The following is a 25,233-nucleotide window of genomic DNA, read 5'->3' on the forward strand; positions in this document are numbered from 1 at the left end:
GGCCGAGCCGATTCCGTCCGCTTGGCCGAGTGGAGTCCGGCAGATGCCGGCCCTGACGGCGGCGCCATTGATGACGGTCATATGACAGCTCTGTCATGTGTCGCAGTTGGCGAGGTGTTTGCACCCAGGATGCGTCCTGACGCCTGCCCGCGGGGTCGGCTGAGGACGTTGGGGGTACCGGTATGTTGCGCCGCTTCACGAGCCGGTGGTGGGCCGTGGTGGCGATCGCGCTGTTGCCGATCGCAGGCTTCGCCGTCGCCTTGGCACTACCCGCCGCCGCCGCACCCGAGTCCGGGGCGGTCAGACTCCGGGTGCAGAGCGCCCGGACCGTCGGACCCGCACCCGAGATCCAGCAGGGCGATCCGGTCACGCAGTACCGATGGCTGATCACCGCTGACGACACCGGCGACGCGCACGATGCGCCGGAGCACTGCCTGCCGTCCCGGGCCGGCGTGAACAGCCCGCCGAACTTCGCTGACACCTGCAAGTGGCCGTCGATCCGCAACACGCCCGGCGCGGTGCCGGTCGTGGCGCAGGGCGACCAGAACGACCTCAACGCCGCCACGGCGCTGACGAGCCTGCCCAACGGCAGGTACCTGATCTCGGTCACCGCCGACGGGTACAAGATCGACGGTGAGCACTTCACGATCAATGGGGCGACGACGGACGTCACGGTCGCGATGCAGCCGTACCCGCTGCCGTTGGGCACGATCCGGATCCGGGTCTTCAACGACTCCGTCCCCGTCGACGGCACCTACGAGGTGGGCGCCGAGCCCGGCCTGGCCGGGTTCACCGCCCACGTATCCGATGTGATGGGCGAGGTGACCACCGACTACTACGGCAACCCGCTGTGCACCGTCTACGAGCGCACCGCGCCCGACGCCTCGCACCCCGCGGGTCAGGTGGTGTTCGCCGACGGCAAGCCGGTGATCGCGGCCGGGTCGACCGGCAAGTGCGTCAGCGACGCCAACGGCGACATCGTCATCCCCAACCTCGGCCCGAACCGCTACGCGGCGCAGGTCGTGCCGCCGACAGGCACGACGTGGGTACAGACCACCACGCTCGAGGGCGGCCACGACTGGGACATCTGGGTTCAGGAGGGCGACACCGGTTACGACACCGAGCAGACCCTGGGCGGCGAGCGCGTGCCGTTTGCCGACTTCGGCTTCGTCGCGCCGAAGGCGCTGCCCGCCAACTCGGCCGTCACCGGCCGGATCACCGGCACGGCGGTGCTCGGCCGGACGTACGTCGGCGGGCAGGGTGGCGTGACGCTGCCCAACGACGGCGTCGCCGGGTCGAAGATCGCGGGTCCCGTGGCACAGCCCTGGGTCGCGCTGTCGAACCTCGGCGCCGGGGATCAGATGGTGTACCTCGCCCGGGGCGCCGCCAACGGTTCCTTCGACATCCGCAACGTCCCGGACGGCGACTACTCGCTGACGCTGTGGGACGGCCCGCAGGAGACGATCCTCGACTTCTTCAACGTCACCGTGCGCGGCGGCAAAACCGTCGACATCGGCAACAAGATCCTGGTCGGCTGGTTCACGAGCATCCGCGGCACCGTGTTCATCGACAGCAACGGCAACGGCAAGCGTGATCCCGGTGAGGCCGGGGTCCCGCAGTTCCCGGTCGCCCTCAAGGAGCGCGACAACTCCCTGATGGACCAGGGCACGAACACCGTGACCACCGACCGCAACGGTGACTACGAGATCCGTCAGGCGTACCCGCTGTCCAAGTGGAACGTCCTGGAGGCGTTCAACACCCGGTACAAGACGACCGGCATCACGTACCAGGCCGACAACGAGCCCGAGGCGACCACGCTGCTCGGCGCGGCAGTGGACGTGAACGTCCTGCCCATCATCGGCCTGGGCGGCCGCGTCGACTGGGGGGTGCAGACCTACAAGGGCCCCGACAACGGCGGCATCGCCGGCACCGTCACCTACGACACCACGCGCAACGAGCTCGACCCGGCCAACGCCGCGACCGAGCCGTACCAGCCGGGTGTGCCGAACGTGAAGGTCCACCTCTACGCCGTGGTGCGCGACGACAACGGCGACCCGGTGCGCGAGGCCGATGGTTCGATCAGTCGCGGACCGGAGCTCAACGACGCGTACACCTCGGAAACGTGGCAACCGGGGAACGGCTGCACCGCCCGGATGTTCGACGGCCGGCCGCTGACCGACCAGAACGCGCTGCCCGAGTTCGGTCCGCAGGCCGGCCAGATGTGCGTCGAGTCGCCCATGATGGGCTTCACCGTCGCGCCCTCCGACACGACGCCGGGCGCGTTCGGGCAGACCGTGAACGGCAACTACGCCTTCGCCGACTCGAAGCTGAACCTCTACCCGCCGGGCGATCCGAAGAACCCGGGCTCGAACCACGACATGCCGCTGTATGCGCCGTTGCCGGAGGGCGTGACCCAGCAGTTGCTGCCGGACGACTACCTGGTCGCCGTGGAGATTCCCGTCAACCCGGTCGGCGGCGGCAAGATGTACCAGGTCACGCGGGAGGAGGACGTCAACGTCTTCGACGGCGACGGATTCCTGCCGCAGGAGAACTTCCCGCCCGGCCCGGCGCAGGCCGAGGACCAGCCGCCGGGTGCCGAGCCCCAGCCCGACCCGGGCCCCGACCCGTCGCAGGGCACCGGCATCGTGTCCGGGTGCGCCGGCGCGTCGCACACCGTGCACGTGACCAACGCCGCCTTCGTGGCCGGCGGAGGCAGCCCGTTCGAGGGGCAGAACCGGCCGCTGTGTGACGTCAAACTGGTCGAGGTCCGGGCCGGGCAGACGTCCGCGCCGAACTTCAACCTCTTCACGCCCGTCCCGCTGCCCACCCACTTCTGGGGCCTGGTCATCAACGACCTCGGGCTCTCGCACGACAAGCGCAGCATCATGTACGGCGAGGCCGAGCCGCTGCCGGACGTGCCGGTCGGCCTGTACGACTACGCCGGCCGGCTGGTCGACACCGTCGACACCGACTTCAACGGGATGTACGAGGCGATCGAGCCCTCGACGAGCACGTACAACTGCCCGCTGCCGGCCGGGCCGTGCCCGAACATGTACCGATTCGTCGGCAACGATCCCGGGCAGCCCGGGCACGTCAACCGTAACTACTTCGACCTGAAAAAGTGAGGGACGCCAGGAGGGCAGGCAGCGACGGCCGGGGTGCGGTTGTTGTCTGGGCGGCTGCCGGGCTCGGTCTCACGCTCTGGCGGCGGCTAGGGCAGTGATTTTGGTGAGGTTGTGGGCCAGGATGCCGTAGCCGCACCAGATTCGGGCGCCGGTGAGTCCGTCGAGGCGGGTGCGGTGCAGGTCGTAGCGGTGTTTGAGGTGGCTGATGCGGCCTTCGCAGCCGGTTCGCCATTTGACGAGGCGCCGGAAGCCGGGTTGCCGCTCGTGGGTTTGGCGGGCGATGCCGGTGGGGCCCTTGCGGGGGATGGCGACCGTTGGCACGCCGGCGTCGTGCAGGGTGGTCTCGACGCTGGCTTCGCCGTAGCCGCGGTCGGCAGCCACCGCCCGCGGTGGGCCGCCGGTGCGCTGGGTGATCCGTGCGATGGCGGGTGCCAGTTGTGGGGCGTCGGCCGGGTTGCCCTCCTCGACCGTGTGGTCCAGGACGATGCCGTCGACGTTGTCGACGATCTGGGCTTTGTAGCCGAACTCGATGGGTTTGCCGAGGCGTCCCTTGACGATCGGGCGGGCGTCGGGATCATGGAGGCTGACCAGGCGGGTCGCGGAGTCGGGTTTGCCGCCGGCCAGGCGGATGCGGGCCTGGGCGATCACGGTGTCGGTGCGGTGGAGGATCACGGCCAGTTCGTTGACGGCCCGGCGGAGCCGTCCTCTTGCTCGGCCGGTCATCCGGGCCACGGCGCGGCGGGCGTTGCGCAGCACCGCCTGCGCCTCGGTCGCGCTCTGCCGGGCCAGGCCGGCCAGTTGCCCGGTGATCCGGGCGACGGTGGCTTGCGCCTGCTCGCGAGCCTGTGCACCACGCAGCCGCAAATGGGCTGCGATCGAACGAACCCGCCGCCTGGCGGCCCGGCTGCGGTCCCGGAACGGGGTCCGCGACGCCGCGCCGACGGCCCTGACCCGCCCGACGAGGCGGGATATCCGGGTCACCGCCCGGGCCAGGAGACCGGTGTCGGTGGGGTAGTCAACGTTCGCCGACACCACGGTGGTGTCGGCGCGGACTTTTCCCGTCTTCACCACCCTCGCCTCGACCGCCTTGGCCAGGAGCTGTTCGTTGAGCGCGGCGATCGCCTGCTCCCCGCACCGGGTGGTGAGCTTCATCAGCGTGGTCGGGTGCGGCAACCGCCCGTCGATGTCGATGCGGCAGAACCGCCGCCACGAGATCGAATCGGACACCTCTGCACACAACGACTCATACCCTAGCCGGTAGCGGTGCTTGAGGAACATCAACCGCAGGTACGTCTCCATCGGGATACTCGGCCGGCCCATCCGGGCGGAGAAGTGCGGCACGAACGGGGCGAAGAACCGCTCGTCGTCCAGCCAGGCATCGACGCGTTCCAGCTCCGCCGGCAGCCGCAGGCACACCTCCGGCAGGACCGACTCCCACAACGACGGCTGCACATTCCGCGTCCGCAGCATGACCGCAATCCCCTGCGTGCCAACGACATCCTGTCACCGGTCATGGTGACAGTCCGGCGTGTCCGGCACACCCGGACACGCCGACAACCGTCGATCTACTTTTTCAGGTCGAAGTAACTACAACCCCAGGTTCCGCACGATCGCGACGAACTTCCAGGCGTGGCCGGGCCTCTACACGGTGACCGACACGGCGCCGACGCAGGTGGCCGCGGTCGCCATCTCGTCCGGCGGCACGCAGCTGGGCTACCCGCACTGCGACCCCGCCGCGGACGTTCCGCAGCTGTTCGCGGTGTCCCGGCCGTACCTTCGCAGCAACGACAGCAACCGCCAGGTGACCATCACCGGCACCGGCTTCGGCGCGGCCCGCGGCACCGTGTCCCTCGCGGGCGCGCAGGGCAACCCGTCGGCGTCGATCGTGTCCTGGACCGACCGCTCGATCGTCATCAACGTCGGCAACGGACCCAACGGCGCGGTGGCGTTGTCGATCCGCACGGCCGCCGGCCGGTCGACGATCAACGGCCTCACTCTGCAGCTGCTCGGACCGCCCAACGCGCAGAACAACCAGAACAACCCGCGCCTGCGGCAGGTCAACCCGCCGGCGTCGGCGGTGCGGCCGGGCGAGACGACGTACAGCACGGTTCAGGCCGCGATCGAGGCCGCGGCCGGCGCCAACGGCACCGACCTGGTCGTCGTCTGGCCGGGGCCGACCGGCACCGACAACCCCACCGGTGCCTACTACGAGAACGTCGTGCTGCACAGCTCGGTGCGGCTGCAGGGCGTCGGGCCCGGCGGCCAGTACCCGGACGGCGCGTACGTGCGGGGGTCCGTCCTGGACGGTCGCAACTTCGCGATCGACAACCCGAGCGGCACCGCCTGGCTCAACCTGGTCGGCTTGGTGCGGTACGCGGGGCCGGAGGCGGTGCCGGACGGCGCGGTCGTGACTGTGCTCGCCGGCGCCGGCGAGTTCAACGCCGGCAACGCGCCCACGATCAACGGTTTCCGGATCACCGGCGGCAACCAGTCCGACTTCGCCGGCAACATCAACGCCATCACCGGCGCGGTCAAGACGCCCTACGGCGCCGCAGGCGCCGCGGTGACCCAGGGCGGCGGGGTGTACCTGCACGCCAACGCGCGGTTCACCGAAATCTCCGACAACGTCATCGTCGGCAACAGCGGGTCGTACGGCGGTGCGATCCGCGTCGGCACCCCGTACGTGAACACCAACAACAGCGACGTCAGCATCAGCCGCAACCAGATCCGCGACAACGGCGGCACCAACCTGGCCGGCGGTATCGGCATCTTCGCCGGCAGCACGAACTACTCGGTCGACCACAACGCGCTCTGCGGGAACTTCTCCGCGGAGTACGGCGGGGCGATCACCCACTTCGGCCGGTCGAACAACGGCAAGATCGACCACAACCAGATCCGGCTCAACCAGTCGTACGACGAGGGCGGCGGCATCATGGTCGCCGGCGAGCTGCCGGCCAACCCGAACCAGCCGTCGCCGGGCTCGGGCCCGCTGACCATCGACGCCAACGTAGTGCAGGCGAACCTCGCCAACGACGACGGCGGCGGGATCCGGATGCTGCAGGCCGGAACCTTCCCGATCACCGTCACCAACAACATGGTGACCGGGAACATCTCGGCCCACGAGGGCGGCGGTATCGCGCTCGACGACGCGGTCGACGTGCGCCTCATCGCCAACACCGTGATGGACAACATCACTACGGCCACCGCGGTGACCAGCGACGGCCGGCCGGCCCCGGCCGGGCTGTCGACGACCTTCAACAGTGCGCCGTTGCAGGCAACGCTGCCGGCCAACTCGCCCAACTTCAGCAAGCCGAAGATGTTCAACAACATCTTCTGGAACAACCGCGCAGGCGCCTGGAACGGCGTCTCGGTGACCGGGATCGGCGCACCGGGCGCGCCGCCGGGCGAGCCGCTGAACCTCTGGGACATGGGCTCCGCCGACGGCACGGGCCCGCTCGAGCCGACGAACTCGGTGCTGCAGACGACGACCGGCACCGTCCTGAGCCCCACCAACAAGGTCGGCGTCGACCCGAAGGTCGTGGCGCAATTCCCGACCAGCGTTCAGATCCAGACGTCGCGGACGTTCCCCTCGTTCCGGCAGGCGGTGATCGTCGTGCAGGACGTCGCCGGGACGCAGATGGGCAACTACCACCTGGCCGCCGGCTCGGCGGCCACGAACGGCGGAGCTCCCGTCAAGATCGTCGGCAACGTCGTGCTCATTCCGCCCCGCCTCGACATCGACGGTGACCGGCGCAACATGCTCTTCCCGGACATCGGAGCCGACGAGATCTGAGCCCGACGCAGACGCCCCTCACACGCTCCGGCGGCGGCCGTACCCCCTCGGCCGGCCGCCGCCGGGGACGCGTCCACAGCTGTTGCTCGAAGCCGTTCTCCAGCAAGGAGTAGACGTGTCCAGTCAACCAGGCCGGCCCGGGCTGAGCCGGCGCGCGCTGCTCGCCGGGCTCACCGGCGCCACGGGTTGGGCGATGCTGCCATCCGGCAGCTCCGCCGGTTCCCCTGCCGCGGTCCCGGCCAGGAAGGCGCTCGCCCCGCCCAACCCGACCGTCGAGGTGCACCTCGCCGGCACCGACGGCTGGGTGAGCATGCCCTCCGGCGCGCCGCCGATCGCACCCTTCTGGCCCGACCCGCTCGCGCCTGCCGGGACGAACCTGTACGTCTTCGGGTTCCGCGACGTCACCGGCCTGACCGCCGCTCAGATCACCGCGCAGCGCGGCAAGGCGCAGATCTCGGCGCCGATGCTGGTCTTCGACCAGGAGACCGACATCAAGATCACGCTGTCGAACCTCGGGCTGTCCCAGCGGCCCGACCTGGTGGATGGGCACACCGTGCACTGGCACGGGTTCCGCAACGCCATCCCGCTGTTCGACGGCGTGCCCGAGCTGTCCATCTCGGTACCGATCGGGCGGGACTTCACCTACTTCTACCGGCCCCATGACCCCGGCACGTACATGTACCACTGCCACTTCGAAGACGTCGAACACGTGCAGATGGGCATGACCGGCCTGGTCTTCGTCCGGCCGGCCCAGAACGCCGGCACCACCGACCTGCCGGCCGGGAAGTACGCCTACAACGACGGCGACGGGTCGACCCGCTACGACCGCGAGTTCGGGTTCATGATGACTGAGGTCTGGCCGGAGGCGCACTACCGTGACGCCCACATCCAGACCACCGACTGGACCGACTACGCCCCGTCGTTCTTCGCGCTCAACGGACGCGCGTACCCGGACACCCTCGCGCCCGGAGGCGACCCGCTCACCGGTTCCGGTCCGCTGCGCTACCAGCCGATCTCCTCGCTCGTCACGTGCAACAGCGGTGAGCGGGTGCTGCTGCGCATCGCCAACCTCGGCTACCAGACCCACGCGGTGACCGTGGACGGGATCGACCTGACCATCATCGGCAAGGATGCCAGCCTGCTGCGGGGCCGCGACGGCACCGCCCAGTACCAGGTGACCAACACCGTCCACGTCGGTCCCGGCGAAAGCCGCGACGTCCTGTTCACCGCGCCGGGGCCCGGCACCTACCTGATGTACGACCGCGACTACCTGTCGCTGTCCAACGCGGGAGGCGGCGGCCTCGGTGGCCAGGCCACCGAGATCCGCGTGTCGCCTCCGGGCACCATCGCCGCGCAGAGCCGGCCGAACGCGTAAGGAGACCGACATGCTCCGCCATGTTCCGAACCGGCTCCGGCGCCGCCTGCTGCCGGCCACGCTGGCCGCCGCCACGGTCGTGGCGCTGTTCGTCCCGATCGGGCCGAGCGCGGCGGCGCCGGGCAACGCCGGGCTGGAGTGCACCACCGCGACGAACAACGCCTTCTCCGTCACCGCAAGCGCCGGCTACGTCAGCACACCGGACGGCAACTCCATCTACATGTGGAGCTACAACATGTCCGGGGGCGCGTTCCAGCTGCCCGGGCCGACCCTGTGCGTCGACGCCGGCACCCGGGTGACCATAGCGCTGCACAACGAGCTGCCCGAGTCCACGTCCATGATGTTCCCGGGCCAGACCCAGGTTCTGGCAAACGGCCAGCCGGCCCAGCCGGAGACGGACGCGGCCGGCAACCTCATGTCGCTGGTGCCCACCGCGGCCGCCGGCTCGGGCTCGGTGACGTACACGTTCACCGCCGGTGCGCCAGGCACCTACCTCTACCAGTCCGGCACCGACGTGCAGAAGCAGCAGCAGATGGGCCTGTACGGCGCGCTCGTGGTCCGGCCCGCGGGGCACCACGACCGCGAGAACGACCGGGCCGACTCCGTCTTCAACACCGCGCACGAGTACCTCTACATGCTCGCCGAGGTCGACCCCGACGCACACCTGGCCGTCGAGCGGCGCCGCGCTTACGACTGGACGAAGTACCGGGCCCGGTATTTCATGATCAATGGCCGGAGCATGCCGGACACGATCGCGCCGAACCACGCCGACTGGCTTCCCAGCCAGCCCTACGGCGCGCTCATCCACATCCAGCCGTACGACGCCGCGACGAACCCGGCGCCCGCGCTCATCCGCTACCTGAACGCGGGGACCACGAGCTACCCGTTCCACCCGCACGGCAGCGACGAGCAGCTCATCGCCCGCGACGGCCATCCGGCGCAGGGATCGGCCGGCCAGGACCTGTCGTTCTCCAACTTCCTCGTCGACGTGGCGCCCGGCCAGACGGTCGACACCCTGATGGTCTGGAAGAACGCCGAGCACTGGGACCCGGCGGGCAACCCGATCCCGGTCCCGCTGCCGCAGCTGCAGGACCAGATCGTCGGCCCGGGCACCGAGACGTGGTTCAGCGAGAACCCGTACCTCGGCGGCGCACCCGGCGAGCTGCCGCCCGGCGTCGTGCAGAACAACCAGTGCGGCGAGTACTACCACGTGGCGCACAGCCACGCCCTGGAACAGGCCACCAACTACGGCGCGAGCTTCGGCGGAATGATGACACTCATCCGCATCGATCCGCCCGTCGGCTGCCCAGCGCAGTGAACGGAAGGGACGGCAGAACGATGAACCTCCGCACCGCGTTGCGTGGCACGGCCTTCGCCACCACGGCCGCGCTGCTCCTCTCGACTCCGGCGCACGCCGCTCTGCCGGGCGGCGTGTCGCCGGGCCGGTTCGCCGGCCGACCGGCGTCCGGCCCGATCCTGGCCCCGCCGCCGGCGGGCATCTCCGCCCGCGGCCCGGCCCAGGCGCCCGCGCCCCCGCAGGGCCCGCTGCCGCTGTCCGGCTGCACGGTTGTGGCAACGGCCGCGACGTGCGAGCTGTGGGCCAAGGCCGGGCAGCTCGTGCTGCCCGGCGCGGCGGCGCCGGTGCCGATCTGGGGCTTCTCGTCCACCGTGGACGGTCCGGCCGGCACGCCCGGCCCGGCGCTCGTCGTCGACCAGGGCACCACCGTGACCGTTCGCGTCCACAACGGGCTGTCGCGGAACCTGTCGCTGGCCCTGCCGGCGGTGACCGGGCTGGCGCCGGACCCGGTGGGCGCGGCGCCGGGCGCTACGGCCGCCTACACGTTCACCGCGCGCCGACCGGGCACCTATCTCTACGAGGCCGGGCACACCGCCGACGGCGCCCGCCAGACGGCGATGGGGCTCGTCGGTGCCCTCGTCGTGCGGGGTCAGCCGGTCGACGGCCGGCCGACCGCCTACGGTGACGTGGCATCCGCCTTCGCCGACGAGGCGCTGCTCGTCCTCGGCGACCTCGACCCGGCGCTGAACACCAGCGCCGACCCGTACAGCTTCGACCTTCGCAAGTACGCGCCCAAGTACCGGATGATCAACGGCAAGTCGTTCCCGGAGACCGACGCGATCGCGACCGATGTCGGGCGGCGGGTCCTGCTGCGCTACGTCGACGCCGGCGTGATGTCGCACGCGATGTCGGTGCTCGGCCTGGACCAGTCGCTCGTCGGCCAGGACTCGCGCCCCAACGCCTATCCGGAGGGGACGGTCACCGTGCCCCTGCAGCCGGGGCAGACGGCCGACGCGCTGGTGAGCATCCCGGCCGGTCCCGACGGCCGCCGGTTCATGGTGTTCGAGACCGGCGGGCAGCTCAACAACAACGGCCAGCGGTACGGTCCGGCGCAGGCCGGGGTGAGCCCGGTCCAGGCGTTCGGCGGCATGCTCACCTTCCTCGACACCAATCCGGCGCCGATCAGCGGCGACCACGTCGGCCCGACCGTCAGCCGGGTCGTCGCGGCACCCGACCCGGCCGGCGTCACGGCCCCGGTCACGGTGACCGCCGACTTCAGCGACGTCGCCAACGGCGGCTCCACCGTCGACGCGGCCGAGGTGGTCGTCGACGACCTCAGCATCGGCGAGGGCACCGGCATCGCGTTCACGTCGGCGGCATTCGGCACCGCCAGCGTCGTCACCGGCGCCACCGCCACGATCGACACGGCCGTGCTGACCACCCTCACGCAGGGCCGGCACACGCTGTGGGTGCGCGCCCGCGACAGCGCCGGCAACTGGGGCGTCGTCAACTCCACGACCGTCAACCTCGCCGTGACCGGCGCGGTCACTACGGCCGTGTCGGTGAGCCCGAACCCGACCTCGAGCACGGCGACCCTGGCGCTCAGCGCGACCGGCGACGACCGCGCGCTCGGCGGCACCGTCGTCGCCGCCGAGTACTCCATCGACGCCGCCGCCGGCAACGGCGCCGGGACGGCGATGACCCTCGCCCAGCCCGGCGCCGCGATCAGCGCCGAGACCGCCACCATCCCGGCGGAGGTCGCCGGCGCCCTGACCGAGGGCCGGCACACGGTGTACGTCCACACGAAGGACTCGCTGGGACTGTGGGGCCCGATGGGCAGCACGGAGCTGGTCGTCGACCGGACCGCGCCCGCCCTGCTGCAGGGGGCCGTGCTGCCGGCGAGCACCAACGGTACCGTCGGATCCCCCTCCGACCCGGGCGACCTGCGGGTCAACGCCGCGTTCACCGACCCGGTGAGCGCCGGGGTGGCGTCGCCGATCGCCGGCGCCGAAGGGTTCATCGACACCGCCGGCACCAACGGGTCGGGCTTCGTGTTCTTCGCCCTCGACGGCGCGTTCAGCACGCCGACGGAGAACACCTACGGCCTGGTCCCGCTCAGCGAGCTGACCGGCCTGAGCGACGGCCAGCACACGATCCTGGTCCACGCGCGGGACGCGGCCGGCAACTGGGGGCCGCTCACCGCGGTCACGTTCACCGTCGACCGCGCCGGACCCACGATCACCGCGGCGGCACCCAGCGCCAACCCGGTCACGACCCAGTCGTTCACCCTCAACGCCACCGCCTCGGACGCCTTCAGCCAGATCGTGGCCGGCGAGTGGTTCGAGGGCGCCGACCCCGGCGCCGGCAACGCCGCGGCGATGACGGTCACCGGCACCGGTGCGACGACGGCGGCGCTCGCCGCCACGGTGACCGGTCTCGCCAACGGCGCACACACCCTGCGGGTACGCGCCAAAGACGCGGCCGGCAACTGGGGCTCCGCGGTGACCGTCGCGGTCACAGTGAACGTATCGACGCTGATCTTCGCCGACGGCTTCGACAGCGGTACCGCCAACGCCTGGTCGTCGCGGGTCGGGCCGGTCGCCGTGGCGCGCTCCGCCGCGATGGGCAACTCCTACGCACTCACGCTCACCGGGTCGACACCGGCCTACGTGGTCGACCAGAGCCCGGCCGCCGAGCGCGCGATGCACGCACAGTTCACGCTCGCGGTGGGCACCTTCAACACCAGGGGCGGCACGGTCGACCTGTACCAGCTGCGCAACGCCGCCGGTCAGGCCGTGGCCACCGTGCAGTACCGGCGGACCAACGCCGGCGCCAGCCAGCTGCGCACCGGCGTGCTGACCTCGGCGGGTTGGCAGTACTCGGCATGGACCGGGATCGGCACCGGCGCGATCACCGTCAAGCTCGACTGGACCTCGGCGGCGGCCGGCGGGGTCGCCCTGACGGTCAACGGCACCCGGATCGGCAGTATCACCGGCAACACGTCAGGGTCGACCGTGGAGTCCGCCGCGCTCGGCCTCGTCGCGACCACCGGCACCAACACCGGCACCGGCGCCGTCGACAGCTACACAGTCAATCGCTGAACCGCGGGCCGGGCCGTCGTGCGGGACGGCCCGGCCCGCCCAGACCGGAGGAACCCGATGAAGCTCCCGATCTCCGTGCGGCGGTTGCGCGTGTCCCGCCGAGTCCTGACCATGGTCCTGGCGCTGGCGCTGCTGTGCGTCGTCGCCTGGCGCTACGCCGACGCCGCGGGCGCCGCCCCGAACTACCGCGTCCCCCACGACCCGCAGATGGAGAACGCGCTCGGCGTCCGGTTCACCCAGGCGGCGGTCGTCGCCGACGGTGGCCTGGTCGAGCTGCGCTACGTCGTCCTCGACACCCAGAAGGGCTCGGCGTTCCAGAACGACACGAAGCATCCGCCGCTGCTGACGAACGAGCGCAGCGGCAAGACGGCGTGGCGGGCGGCCCTGATGAAGCAGGGTCACGAGCTGCGGCCGGGCCAGAGCTACTACATCCTGTACCTCAACAACGCCAACGCGATCAAACGCGGCGACGACATCGAGATCCAGGCCGGACCGCACCGGCTGGCGCACGTGCGGGTGCGGTAGCCATGCTGCGATTCGCCGCGCGCCTCGCCGTCGTCGTGGCCGCGTCGGCCCTGACGCTGCTCGTCCCGGCCGTCCCGGCCGGTGCCCACGCCTACCTGGTGACGAGCTCACCGGGCGACGGCGCCGTGCTCACCATCGCGCCGCAGGTGCTGACCCTGAGCTTCACCGAGTCGGTGGAGCTCAGCGCGACGCACATCGACATCGTCGACGGCGACGGGCGTCGTTTCGCGCCGACGTCGATCAACACCCGGTCCACCGGCGGCGGCGACGCCGAGTCGCCGATGGACGTCGTGGCGGGTCTCCCGTCGCTGCCGGCGAACACCTACCACGTCACGTGGCGGACGCTGTCCAGCGACGACCTGCACGCCACCACCGGCAACCTCGTCATCGGCATCCAGCGGCAGGTGACCGCGGCGGCCCGGCCGCCCGGGCCGGGCGGCCCCGCCCCGCTGGAGGCACTGCTGCGCGGACTGGTCCTGCTCGGCCTGAGCACCGCGCTCGGGGGAGTGGCGATGGCCCTGCTCGCCCGGGGCGGCGCGGGCGCGCTGCGCGTCGCGCTCGCCGACGTGGCGGTGTCGGGCGCCGTCCTGGCCGCGACCGCCGCGCCGGCGCAGCTGTGGAGCCAGCTCTCCGGGGTGTCCGGCGGGCTGCTGTGGCAGCAGGTGACCGGCGGCCGTTGGCTGCTGCGCGAGGCGGGTCTGCTCGGCCTGGCCGGCGGCATCGTCTGGATCCGCCGGGCCCTGCGCCGCCGCGCCGCCATGTCCCCCACCGGGACGGCCGCCGTCGCCGTGGCGGCCGTTGCCGCGGCCACGGGCACCGAACTGCTCGGCCATGCCTTCGGCACGACGGCCTTCTCCCTCGCCGTCGGATCGCTGCACATCCTCGCGGCCGGCGCCTGGGCGGGCGGCGTCCTGGCCGTGGCGGTCGCGTTCGTGCCCGCGCTGAGGGCCGGCACCGGCCGCGGTCCCGCGATCGCCGGGCTGCTGCGCGGCTTCGCCGCGCTTGCCATCGCGTGCGTCACCACCCTCGCCGTGACCGGGCTGCTCATGACCGGCGCTCAGGTGGCGACGGTGGATGCGCTGCTGACCACGCCGTACGGGTTGCTGCTGGTGGCCAAGGTCGTCGCCGTCGCCGTCGCCGGGCTCCTGGGGCTGCGCACCGCCCGACGGCTGCGCGGCCAGGACGGGCTGTCGTGGCGCCGTCTCGCGGCCGAGGCCACCGCGCTCGCGCTCGCCCTCGGCCTGGCCGGTGCCCTCGGCTCCGCCGGCCCGGCGCGCGGGCCGCGCTTCGCGACCAGCCCCGCCCTGGCGGTCGTTCCGCAGTCCACCGGCCAGACCGCCGACCTCGTCGACACCCTGGCCGTCCGGCCGAACGTCCCCGGACGCAACGTCATCACCATCACCGTCGCCGACACGCGGCGACCGGCCCTCGCGCCGATCACCGGGGTCTCGGTCATCCTCCGCTCGCCCGAGGGCGCGCAGACGGTCCACCCGGTGGTGCGTTCGGCAGACGGCGGCTGGGCCGTCACGGTTGACGACATCACGGCGTCGGGCGAGTGGCGCGTCGCGGTGACGGTACAACGCGATGGGCTGGCCCCGGTGACCGACGTCCACTCCTGGGTCGTCGGCAGCGACACACCTCCCCCTCCACCGACCTTCTCAGCGGCACCGATGCGGCCCGCGACCACCTGGCTCGCCCTCGTGGCCGGCCTCGCCGGCCTCGCAGGGGCCGGTGCGGAGTTCTGGCGCCGGCGGCGTCGCGCATCCGCGCCAGCGGCTGTGCTGGGCACCGCTGCCGAGCCGGCGACCGGCAGTGGCGAGCGGGAGGAGAAGCCACTGGCCGGAGCAGCGCAGACCTGATCGATCGGAGGGCGTTGTGCGCAGACCCGTGGCCGCCGCGGACGAGACGGCGGCCACGGTGTCCCATCGTCTCCGCGGCGCGACGGATACGCCGTGAGCATTCGTGTCCGGCGGGTCAGGGGTCCAGCGCGTCACCGAGGGGCACGACGCCGTGCTGGAGGCCGAAGATGGCGGCCTGGGTGCGGTCCTGCAGGTCCAGCTTGGTCAGGATGCTGGAGACGTAGGACTTGACCGTCTGCTCGCCCAGCGACAGGACCTTGGCGATCTCGCGGTTGGAGCGGCCGCGGGACAGCTCGGCGAGCACGTCGCGCTCGCGGGCCGAGAGCCGGTCCAGGGGGCTCTCGCCGGGGGTGCCGCGCACGCGGCGGACGAGGGCCGCGGCCACGCCCGGGTCCAGGACGCTGCCGCCGGCCGCGGCGGCCCGCACGGCCTCGACGACCCGGTCCGTCGACGCCGTCTTCGGCAGGTAGGACAGGGCGCCGGCCCGCACGGCGTCCATCGCGCGGGCCTCGTCGGCGTAGGAGGTGAGGACCACGACCGCCGGCCGGTCCTCCAGGGTGGACAGTTCGAGCAGCACGCCGAGGCCGTCCAGCCCGGGCATCAGCATGTCGAGCAGCAGCACGTGCGGGCGGTGGCGGCGGGTCTCGGCGACCGCGGCCACGCCGTCGGCGGCCTCGGCGGCGATCTCGATGCCCGGCTCCTGCTCGAGCACGAAGCGCAGCCCCTGGCGCACCACCGCGTGGTCGTCGGCGATGACCACCCTGACGACGGCGTCCACGTCACACCCCAATCGGCAGCCGTACGCGTACTGTCGTGCCCTCGCCCGGAGCGCTGCGCACCGTGGCGGTGCCGCCCAGCTCGGCGGCGCGTTCGTGCATGAGCCGCAGCCCCATGCCGTGGCGCTCGGCGACGGCGGCGGGGTCGAAGCCGACCCCGTCGTCGCGCACGGTCACGACGACCGCGCGCTCGCCGTCCGCGCCGGGCGGCTCGAGCTCGACCCGCAGCTCGACGGCGCTGGGGTTGCCGTGGCGGACGGCGTTGGCGAGGGCCTCCTGGGTCATCCGCAGTACCGCATGCTCCAGCGCCGGATCGTCGGGCAGCCCGGCCACGGCGACGGTCGCGTCGATGCGCACGTCCAGGCGCGTCTCGTAGGCACGGCACAGCTCCCCGATCGCCTCGGCCAGCCCCGCGTCCTCCAGCGCGATCGGGCGCAGCTCCAGCAGCATCGCCCGCATCTCGCGCATGGTGCGCACCAGCGAGTCCTCCATGGAGGCGGCCTGCCGCTGCAGCTCGCCGCCGGCCGGCAGGGCCTTGCGCAGCCCGCCGGCGAGCAGGCTCGCGGAGAACAGGTCCTGCGAGATGGCGTCGTGCAGCTCCCGGGCGATGCGCCCCCGCTCGGCCTGGCGGGCCTGGGCGCCGGCGGCGACCCGCTGCGCGTCCTGGGCGGCGGCCAGGCGGGCGGCCATCGTGTTGAACGCCGCCTCGAGCCGGCCGACCTCGTCGCCGCCGGAGGCCGGCACGCGCACGTCGAGGTCGCCGCCGGCCATGGCCGCGGTGCCGGCGGCCAGCCGGCGGATGCGCCGAATGAGCCGCCCGGTGCTCAGCAGCCCGAACAGCGCCCCGACCGGCAACAGCAGCACGAGCGCGAGCACGGCCGGCGCGATGAGCGGCTCCAGCCCGGCGTCGCTGCCGGCCGCCGCCGGCTTCTCGGGCTCGGTCCGGTCGTGTTCGACCACCTCGGGCCCGCCGGTGCCGGCGGGCGCCGCCGGCGCGACCTTCGGCGGCGTGGAGTACGCCACGTACACCAGGCCGATCCGGCGCTGCGTGCCGGCCCTCTCGGTGATCGTGATCGGTGCGGTGGCCCACACGCCCGGCGTGCCGCCGTCGTCGTACGTGCCGGCCGACTCGTGCAGCGCCGCGGCCGGCAGCCGGTAACCGGGCGGAAACGCCCCTGCGGGCGCGCCGGCCAGCACCCGCCCGTCCGTGGTCGCCGCCGCGCGGTGCAGCGCGGCGGGCTCCTCGCGGAACGGGTCCTTCGTGGCCTGCCTGGCCTTGAGCGCCAGGGCGAGCAGGTCCTCGTCGGTGTGCCCCGGCTCGTCCGACGCGGCGACGGTGGCCCCCTGCCCGATCTCGGCGGCCAGCTCCACGGCCGCGATGCCCGCCTTGGACTCGTTGTCCTGCTTCGCCGCCGCGGCGACCGCCTCCCGGGCCTGCTCGGCCGCCCGGTCGGCGGCGAGGATCCGCGGCACCGCCAGTGCGAGCACGACGGCCTCGACGAGCAGGACCGCGGCCGCCGAGACGAGCACGTACGAGGCGGCCATCCGCGTGCGCAGGCCCAAGCGCGACCACATCAGCGCCGCCCTCCCCGAAATGGGGGCGCCGCGCGGCCACCTTTGGGGGCAGCGCCGCCGGGCCCGCATCGGCGAGCGTGAAGGCCATGCCGAATCATCGACTCGCCGCCCTGCTGGGCGCGGCCCTGCTCGCGCCGGCCGGCTGCGACTCCGGGGCGGCCCCGGCTCCGGCCCCGTCGGCGAGCGTCTCCCAGCAGGACGCGCGCGCCGCCTGGCTGCGCGTCGCCGAGTGCATGCGGGCCAACGGGTATCCGGACTTCCCCGACCCCACCCCGGACGAGCACGGCGTGTGGAACGTGAACTACCCGATCCAGGGCGGCGGACCGGCCGCCTGCGACGCGCTGGTGCGCCGGGCCAAGATCGGCAGCCGGACCCAGGACCGGATCTCGCCGTCGGAGATGGCGACGCTGCGCCAGTACGCCGCCTGCATGCGCGGCCACGGCATCGCCCAGTTCCCCGACCCCGACGAGGACGGCAACTACGGGCCGGTGGTGTCGCAGCTGGAGGCGGACCCGGCCTACCCGGCGGCCGCGGACGCGTGCAAGCAGTACCGCCCGCCGCAGCGCCCCAAGTGACCTCAGCACCCCCACACGATCGCAGGTCGGCCCGTCCCTCGCCTCCCCCAAAGGTAACCGGCGGCGCCCCCACTTCGGTGGTGACGCCGGTCAGTTCGGATTTTGCCATCCGTACTGTTGAAAGTGACGGTTGACTGACGCATGTTTCAAGCGTTTGATGCAAATACTTGCGTCAGTCGCGTTCCGAACCGCACGTCGGCGGTGCGCTCCCCGGACCGCGAGGTACGCCGCTACGTACCGCAGGTCCCAGGAGGACTCCACATGAACCGTTCCACGAAGCGGGCCGCGCGCCGGCTGGTCCCGCCCGCGGCCGCCGCCGTGCTCGTCGGCGCGCTGCTCTACTACACCGCCCCGCCCGCGCCGGCCGCCACCGTCGCCGGCGCCACCACGCCGTTCACCAGCTACGAGGCCGAGGCCGGCACCCTCTCCGGCGGGGCCGGCACGGTCGCGCTGACCGCCGCCCCCACCACCCAGTACTCCAGCCCGGCCCTGGAGGCGTCGGGCCACGCGTACGTGCACCTGGCCGGCACCGGCCAGCGCGTGCAGTGGACGAACACCACCGGGCACCCGATCAGTGCCATCGTCGTGCGCGAGAGCATCCCCGACGCCCCGGGCGGCGGCGGGATCAGCGCCACCCTCAACCTGTACGTCGACGGCGCCTACCGCCAGGCGCTGAACCTCACGTCGAAGCAGACGTGGGTGTACGAGGGCAACAACCACTACAACGACAGCAGCGACCAGAACCCGGCCGACGGCAACCCCCGGGTCTTCTACGACGAGGTCCGCACGTTCGTCACCGGCACGCCGATCGCCCCCGGCGCCACGTTCGCGCTGCAGAAGGACGCGGCGAACACGGCGGCGTACTACGACATCGACGTCGTCGACGTGGAGAACCCGGCCCCGATCGCCCAGCCGGCCAACTCGATCTCGATCACGTCCTGCGGCGCCCAGGCCGACAACGCCGGCTTCGACAGCACCGGCGCCATCCAGAGCTGCATCGACCAGGCGCAGTCGCAGGGCAAGGTGCTGTGGATCCCGACGGGCACCTTCTACCTGAAGGGCACGAACGGGCTGCACGCGCAGGGCATCACCATCGCCGGCGCCGGGCCCTGGTACAGCACGGTCTACCGTGCCGTACCGCTGCCGAACCCGACGCCGCTGGGCGCGGTGTTCCAGCTGACGTCGACCACGGTCAAGGACTTCCACGTCGACTCCAATGCGCTCAGCCGGGCCACCTCCGACGGGGCCGGCGGCGCGATGGACACCACCGGCACCAACTGGGTCGCCGACGACATCTGGACCCAGCACACGCTGTCGGGCTTCTGGGCCTCCGGGACCGGCGGCCAGGTGCGCAACAGCCGGCTGACCACGATCTGGGCCGACGGCATCAACCTCAACAACGTGTCGATGGGCAACTCGGTCGGCAACAACCTGTCGGCCACCAACAACTTCGTGCGCGGCACCGGCGACGACGGCATGGCCATCAACTCCGTCAACTACAACACCGACGGCAACGGCACCAAGACGTACTACACGGTTATGGCGAACGTGACGTTCACCCACAACACGATCGTCGCCCCGTGGGGCGGCAAGGGCATCGGGATCTACGGCGGGTCCGGGCACGACGTGGAGTACAACGCCATCAGCGACACGGCCCGGTACATCGGCCTGGGCGCCGGCCGGTTCGGCGTCAACGGCAACGACCTGCTCGGCGCCACCGTGTCCAACAACGTCGTGAGCCGCTCCGGCGGCAACGGCTACAGCCAGGGCCAGCCGGCGCTGCAGATCGGCAACGGCGGCGACGGCCAGAACGTCGGCGTCGTGGACCGGGTGACGGCCGCGAACAACACCGTCGCGGACTCGCTCTACGACGGCATCGGGTTCTCCCAGTCGACGAATACGCAGCTGCAGAACAACACCGTCTCCTCGCCGTGGCGCAACGGCATCGTGATCGCGCCGCCGTTCTACCCGGCGCCGAGCGGCTCGGCGACCATCACCGGCAACACCGTCTCCGGGCTGCGGGCGGGCTCGTCGGCGTACCTCAACAACTCCGGCGGCTTCGCCGCGACCCTGAGCGGCAACAGCTGGCAGGGCGGGACCGGCCCGGTCGAGGCGCCGTTCGGCGGCACCCCGGCGGCGATCCCCGGCACCGTGCAGGCCGAGAACTACGACACCGGCGGCCAGGGCCTCGCCTACAACGTGACCTCGATCAACGGCACCGCCAACTCCTACCGCAGCGACGGCGTCGACCTCGAGGCCACCTCCGACACCGGCGGCGGGTACAACCTGGGCTGGACCGGCTCGGGCCAGTGGTTCCGCTACACGGTGAACGTGGCCACCGCCGGGCAGTACACGGTGACGGCCCGGGTCGCCGCCCCGAGCGCGGTCACCGGCGCGCTGCACCTGGCGAGTGCGTCCGGCGCCAACCTCACCGGTGCGGTGAACCTCCCGGCCACCGGCAGCTGGCAGACGTGGGCGAACGTCACCGCGACCGTCACGCTGCCGGCGGGCGTGCAGGTGCTGACCCTGGCGCAGGACAACGGCGGCTGGAACCTCAACTCGCTGCAGTTCGGCTCCGGCGGCACGACCCCGCCGCCGCCCAGCAACGTCGCGTCGGGCCGGCCGACGTCGGAGTCGTCGCACACGCAGACGTACGGCTCGGGCAACGTGACCGACAACAACCAGGGCAGCTACTGGGAGAGCGCCAACAACGCGTTCCCGCAGTGGGTCCAGGTCGACCTGGGCTCGGCCCGCTCGGTGAACAAGGTCGTGCTGCAGCTGCCGGCGTCGTGGGGCGCCCGCAACCAGACGCTGACGCTGAGCGCGTCCACGGACGGCTCGACGTTCACGACGGTGACGGGGTCGGCGCCGTACACGTTCAACCCGTCGGCGAACAACACCGTCACCATCACGTTCCCGGCCACGAGCCAGCGCTACTGGCGCGCGACGTTCACCGCCAACACCGGCTGGCCCGCGGGACAGCTGTCGGAGTTCCAGGTGTGGAGCGCCTAGCTGCCTGAACCGAAGTTGTACAGCACCCCCGTGCCGTCCGCGGTCCAAATCGTGACCGGGAGGCGGCCGGGGGTGCCCGCCCGGCCCGTGAGGACATCGGCGAGGGCGAGCAGCGAGACCGGCTGGTAGTCGTAGGCGGCGAGGTACGCCGGGGCCTGCGGGAAGTACGCGATGTCGTACGGCCCGCCGACCGCCGCCACGACCACCGGCCGGCCCGTGGCGATGAGCGCCTGCACGAGGGACACCTGGGTCGCGTCGCCCCACACGTTGTTGGTCGTGACCACGGTCGCGGCGGCGGCCTGCGCGGCGGCGACGGCCTGGGCGATCACGGCGGGGGAGGGGGAGCCCGTCCACAGCCGGGTCGCGGCCACGCCGCGATCGTTGAGCGCGGCGGTGAGCGTCTGCGTGGTGCTCACGCCCCAGCCGGTGACGAGCACGGTGCCGCCGGCCGGCAGCGGGAGCCCGGCGCCGCGCAGCTTCGTGATCGAGCGGGCCGCGATGCCGGACATCGTCTGCAGGTGCTCCGGGGTGCCGACGACGGGCGGCGCCGGGGTGTCCGCCGCGTCGAAGAGGCCCAGGGCGCGCTTCATGCGCAGGATTCGCCGCACCGACTGGTTGATCCGGGCCTCGGACAGCGACCCGGCGGCGACCGCGTCCAGGACCGCGCGGATCGCCAGCGGCGGGTCGGCCGGCATCAGCAGCTGGTCGACGCCCGCGGCGATCGCGTCGAGCACGATCCGCTCGCCCGGGATGCCGGCCAGGGCGGCCGCGTCGAGCGCGTCGGTGATGACGACGCCGTCGAAGCGCAGCTTCTCGCGCAGCAGCCCGGTGACGATCGGCCGGGACAGGCTGGCCGGGGCGCCCGACGGGTCGAGGGCCGGCGCGACGATGTGGGCGGCCATGATGCTCGGCACCCCGGCCGCGATGGCCGCCGCGAACGGCGGCACGTGCGTGGCCAGGATCTGCGCCTTGGTCTCGTCGGTGACCGCGACCCCGTTGTCGGTGTTGACGGTGGTGTCGCCGAGCCCCGGGAAGTGCTTGGCCTGCGACCCGACGCCGGCGGCCCGGTAGCCGGCCACGGCGGCCGCCCCGAACAGCGACACCTGCGCCGTGCGGTCCCCGAACGCCCGGACCCCGTCGGCGGCGTTGCGCGGGTTGGTGTTGACGTCCACGACGGGTGCGTCGACGACGTTGATGCCGAGCGCGCGCAGCTCCTCCCCGCTGACCCGGGCCGCCCGCAGCGCCGCGCCGGGGTCCGCCGTGGCGCCGATCGCCATGTTGCCCGGCGACACCGCCAGCGGCGCCCCGATGCGGTTGACGATCCCGCCCTCCTGGTCGGTGCTGATCTGCAGCGGCACGCCGGTGTCCGCGCGGGCCGCGCCCTGCAGCCCGTTGGACAGCGCCACGATCTGCGCGGGGCTGCCGAGGTTGTGGCTCCACGTGAAGTAGATGACGCCGCCGAGGTGGTACCGCGCGACGACCTCCGCCCCGGTTCCCACCCCGTACTTGGCCGTGTTCGCGGCCACGTCGGCGGCGGCCGGCGCGGTGGCGCTGTCGCCGTAGACGTACCCGACGAACAGCTGGCCGACCTTCTCCTCGAGTGTCAGCCCCGCGAGCACCCGCTCGACGGTGTCCCCGGGCGGCGCCGCCCAGGCCTCGGCGGGCATCCCCGCGGCGACGGCCGCACCCGCGGCCCCGGCCAGAATCGATCGACGTCTCACCATGCTTCGATCTCTATACCGATCGATGCCGCGCGTCAACCAGGGCGGCGATGCCGTCCAGCACCCGGGTGAGGCCGAACGCGAACTCGGCCTCGGCGTCGTACGTCGCGTCGTCGTCGATCGCGCCACCGGCGATCGCGGCCGCGATGGCGGGGAAGCGGTCCGGGGTGGCGAGGACCGTCAGGGCGCGACCGTAGTCGATCGGGGGCCGCTCGCCCGGCGGCTGCATCGCGGCGACGGCGGTGCCGGCCCAGCTGCGCACGAAGCCGGACAGCAGCATGACGACCGAGAGCTTCTCGCGCTCGCCCAGCGCGGTGCCGGACAGCGCGGCCAGGCAGTCCTCGAGCCAGGCGATCTGGTTCGGGGTGATCGGCGGGGCGGCCGGCGGGACCTGCAGCATCCAGGGCGCGGCCATGAGCGCGGCCAGGTAGGCGCGGGACCAGCGCTCCAGGCCGGGGCGCCAGCCCGCCTCGGGGCCGGCGGGCGGCTCGGGCGGGAGGCCGACGCCCGCGTCGAGCATCAGGTCCAGCAGCTCGTCCTTGGCGGCGACGTAGCGGTACAGCGCCATCGCCGACGTGCCGAGCTCCTTGCCCAGCCGGACCATCGACACCGCCGCGAGGCCCTCGGCGGCCGCCACGCGCACGGCGGTCGCCACGATCCGCTCCAGGCTCAGGCCGGGGCGGGGGCCGTAGCCGGGGCGGTCGCGCCGGCCCCAGGCCGCCGCGATGCTCGCCGGGACCCCGTAGTCGTCCAGATCACTCACCGCTTGTTTATACCATAAGCAGTAGTGTTTAATCCTTAAACAGTCGAGCGGGGGAGGAGACCCTCAATGCACGTGTTGATCTCTGGTGCCGGTGTCGCCGGGCCGGCCCTGGCCTACTGGCTCAACCGCGGCGGGGCCGCCGTCACCGTCGTGGAGCGGGCGCCGGCGCTGCGGGAGGGCGGGCACGCCGTGGACTTCCGCGGCGAGGCGCACCTCGGGGTGCTGCGCCGCATGGGGGTCCTCGAGGAGATCGAGCGCCGTCGCACCGGCATGGGGGCGATGCACTACGTCAACGAGGCCGGGAAGCGGGTCAGCCGGATGCCGGCCGACCTGTTCGCCGGCGACGTGGAGATCCTGCGCAGCGATCTGGCCAAGGTGTTGTACGGCGTGACCGCGCCCGCCGGCGTGGAGTACCGCTTCGGGGACGCGATCGCCGGGCTGCGCGAGGAGCCGGGCGGCGTCGCCGTCGAGTTCGAGCGCGGGCCCGCGGGCCGCTACGACCTCGTCATCGGCGCCGACGGGCTGCACTCGGCGGTGCGGGCGCTCGCGTTCGGGCCGCCGGAGCGGTTCGTGCACCACCTCGGGCTGCACTGCGCGATCTTCCCGGTGGAGAACTTCCTCGGGCTGGACCACACCGCCGAGGCCTACCGCACCGCCAGCCGGGTCGTCATCGTCACCAGCGCCAACCACAACGCCGAGGCGCGGGCCCAGCTGTTCTTCCCGTCGCCGGCCGGGGCGTACGACCGCCGCGACCCCGACGCCCGGCGCCGCGTCGTGGCCGATGCGTTCGCCGGCATCGGCTGGCACACGCCCCGCCTGCTCGCGGCGATGCACCGGACGCCCGAGCTGTACCTCGACTCCGTCGCCCAGGTCCGCATGCCGCGCTGGTCGGCGGGGCGGGTCGCGCTGCTCGGCGACGCCGCGTTCTCGCCGTGCCTGCTGTCCGGCATGGGCTCCGGCCTCGCCGTGGTCGGCGCCTACGTGCTCGCCGGCGAGCTGCTGCGGGCCGGCGAGGGCGGCCATGCCGCCGCGTTCGCCGCCTACGAGCGCGTCATGCGCCCGTACGCCGAGGGCGCGCAGCAGGGCGCGGAGGGCAACAGCAGGATGATGGTGCCGCAGGGGAGGCTGCTGACCGCGTTCCTGAACCAGTACATCAAGCTGGTGCCGTACCTCCCGGGCAAGCAGATGATCGCGAACGCCGCCCGCCGCACGGCCGAGGCGGTGTCGCTGCCCGCCTACGCGTGAGCCGGCCCGGCGGTGCCCCCGCCGTCGTCGGCCCCCGGCGAAAGCGCCACCGGGCGCACCGGCGCGCCGCTATGTTCGTTGCCCGGCCACGGTGCTGCCCGTCGACGACGACCAGGGCGTGCGCGCGATGCCGCAGACGGTGCTGGACGACGCGGGCTTCGAGGTGGCCGCGCACGACAACGGGCCCGCGGCCGTCAGCGACGCGCTGCGCCGGGTGCCCGGCCCGCATCGAGCGGCACCGCCGGGCGCCGGCCCGGGCCTGACGCGCCCGGACGGCCGCGCGGTCAGCCGCCGAGCTGCGCGAAGAAGTCGCCGAAGCCGTTGGCGATGTCCAGGAGGCTGCCGCCGATCGTGGTCACCACATTGGCCGCGGACTGGGGGCGATAGGCGACGAAGAACACCAGGAACGCCAGGCCGCCCCATCTGAGGATCTTCTTGGGCATTGTTCGCCTTCCTCCCCATCGATGCCGGGCATTCAGGGTAACCGTTGA

16 protein-coding genes are annotated in these 25,233 nt (G+C 72.5%); 10 read left to right on the forward strand and 6 right to left on the reverse strand.

What is annotated here, in order from left to right; translation table 11 throughout:
* Positions 1 to 182 precede the first annotated feature (182 nt).
* Positions 183 to 3,125: an SdrD B-like domain-containing protein gene (locus ACQEVU_RS13040; protein WP_433323037.1), complete on the forward strand. Its 2,943-nt coding sequence runs from the start codon at positions 183 to 185 to the stop codon at positions 3,123 to 3,125.
* A 69-nt stretch (positions 3,126 to 3,194) separates the two neighbouring features.
* Here ACQEVU_RS13040 and ACQEVU_RS13045 read toward each other — a convergent pair whose 3' ends face one another.
* On the reverse strand, positions 3,195 to 4,595 hold the full coding sequence (locus tag ACQEVU_RS13045; protein ID WP_433322813.1) for an ISNCY family transposase: 1,401 nt from the start codon (positions 4,593 to 4,595) through the stop codon (positions 3,195 to 3,197).
* 58 nt (positions 4,596 to 4,653) lie between these two features.
* On the opposite strand from ACQEVU_RS13045, the gene ACQEVU_RS13050 reads away from it, so the two are divergent.
* From ACQEVU_RS13050 to ACQEVU_RS13075, 6 genes are all read left to right on the forward strand, one after another.
* Positions 4,654 to 6,918, forward strand: coding sequence for a hypothetical protein (locus tag ACQEVU_RS13050; RefSeq protein ID WP_433323039.1), 2,265 nt, complete (start codon positions 4,654 to 4,656; stop codon positions 6,916 to 6,918).
* A gap of 115 nt (positions 6,919 to 7,033) precedes the next feature.
* Complete coding sequence (locus tag ACQEVU_RS13055) at positions 7,034 to 8,293, forward strand: multicopper oxidase domain-containing protein (RefSeq protein ID WP_433323041.1); 1,260 nt, start codon at positions 7,034 to 7,036, stop codon at positions 8,291 to 8,293.
* A gap of 10 nt (positions 8,294 to 8,303) precedes the next feature.
* The gene (locus ACQEVU_RS13060; protein ID WP_433323043.1) at positions 8,304 to 9,611 is read left to right on the forward strand and encodes a multicopper oxidase domain-containing protein; all 1,308 of its coding nucleotides are present in this window, start codon (positions 8,304 to 8,306) and stop codon (positions 9,609 to 9,611) included.
* A 20-nt stretch (positions 9,612 to 9,631) separates the two neighbouring features.
* Positions 9,632 to 12,691 (forward strand): multicopper oxidase domain-containing protein, encoded by a 3,060-nt coding sequence (locus ACQEVU_RS13065; RefSeq protein ID WP_433323045.1) that lies wholly within the window; start codon positions 9,632 to 9,634, stop codon positions 12,689 to 12,691.
* Positions 12,692 to 12,748: 57 nt separating this feature from the next.
* A complete protein-coding gene (locus ACQEVU_RS13070; protein WP_433323047.1) occupies positions 12,749 to 13,216 on the forward strand; it encodes a hypothetical protein in 468 nt (155 codons plus the stop codon).
* Between the two features lie 2 nt (positions 13,217 to 13,218).
* On the forward strand, positions 13,219 to 15,075 hold the full coding sequence (locus ACQEVU_RS13075; protein ID WP_433323049.1) for a copper resistance protein CopC: 1,857 nt from the start codon (positions 13,219 to 13,221) through the stop codon (positions 15,073 to 15,075).
* A gap of 115 nt (positions 15,076 to 15,190) precedes the next feature.
* On the opposite strand, the gene ACQEVU_RS13080 is transcribed toward ACQEVU_RS13075, so the two are convergent.
* A complete protein-coding gene (locus ACQEVU_RS13080; RefSeq protein WP_433323051.1) occupies positions 15,191 to 15,853 on the reverse strand; it encodes a response regulator in 663 nt (220 codons plus the stop codon).
* Between the two features lies 1 nt (position 15,854).
* Positions 15,855 to 17,426 (reverse strand): HAMP domain-containing sensor histidine kinase, encoded by a 1,572-nt coding sequence (locus ACQEVU_RS13085; protein ID WP_433323054.1) that lies wholly within the window; start codon positions 17,424 to 17,426, stop codon positions 15,855 to 15,857.
* An 86-nt stretch (positions 17,427 to 17,512) separates the two neighbouring features.
* On the opposite strand from ACQEVU_RS13085, the gene ACQEVU_RS13090 reads away from it, so the two are divergent.
* Both ACQEVU_RS13090 and ACQEVU_RS13095 read left to right on the forward strand, forming a co-directional pair.
* The gene (locus tag ACQEVU_RS13090; protein ID WP_433323056.1) at positions 17,513 to 18,001 is read left to right on the forward strand and encodes a hypothetical protein; all 489 of its coding nucleotides are present in this window, start codon (positions 17,513 to 17,515) and stop codon (positions 17,999 to 18,001) included.
* 261 nt (positions 18,002 to 18,262) lie between these two features.
* Positions 18,263 to 21,013 (forward strand): carbohydrate-binding protein, encoded by a 2,751-nt coding sequence (locus tag ACQEVU_RS13095; RefSeq protein WP_433323058.1) that lies wholly within the window; start codon positions 18,263 to 18,265, stop codon positions 21,011 to 21,013.
* Here ACQEVU_RS13095 and ACQEVU_RS13100 read toward each other — a convergent pair.
* Together ACQEVU_RS13100 and ACQEVU_RS13105 are read right to left on the reverse strand one after the other, a co-directional pair.
* Positions 21,010 to 22,737 carry a glycoside hydrolase family 3 protein gene (locus tag ACQEVU_RS13100; protein WP_433323060.1) on the reverse strand — a complete coding sequence of 576 codons (1,728 nt, stop codon included), beginning with the start codon at positions 22,735 to 22,737 and terminating at the stop codon, positions 21,010 to 21,012. The genes ACQEVU_RS13095 and ACQEVU_RS13100 overlap by 4 nt on opposite strands.
* 10 nt (positions 22,738 to 22,747) lie before the next feature.
* Positions 22,748 to 23,497 carry a TetR/AcrR family transcriptional regulator gene (locus tag ACQEVU_RS13105; protein WP_433323062.1) on the reverse strand — a complete coding sequence of 250 codons (750 nt, stop codon included), beginning with the start codon at positions 23,495 to 23,497 and terminating at the stop codon, positions 22,748 to 22,750.
* Between the two features lie 66 nt (positions 23,498 to 23,563).
* Between ACQEVU_RS13105 and ACQEVU_RS13110 the strand changes: the two genes are divergently transcribed.
* Entirely contained in the window at positions 23,564 to 24,742 is a 1,179-nt protein-coding gene (locus ACQEVU_RS13110) for an FAD-dependent monooxygenase (protein WP_433323064.1), read from the forward strand.
* A 284-nt stretch (positions 24,743 to 25,026) separates the two neighbouring features.
* Here the strand turns inward: ACQEVU_RS13110 and ACQEVU_RS13115 are convergent, their stop codons facing one another.
* Positions 25,027 to 25,185 (reverse strand): hypothetical protein, encoded by a 159-nt coding sequence (locus ACQEVU_RS13115; RefSeq protein WP_433323066.1) that lies wholly within the window; start codon positions 25,183 to 25,185, stop codon positions 25,027 to 25,029.
* Positions 25,186 to 25,233: the final 48 nt, after the last annotated feature.

It is taken from the genome of Dactylosporangium sp. CA-139066, from assembly GCF_050936175.1.
Lineage (GTDB): Bacteria > Actinomycetota > Actinomycetes > Mycobacteriales > Micromonosporaceae > Dactylosporangium.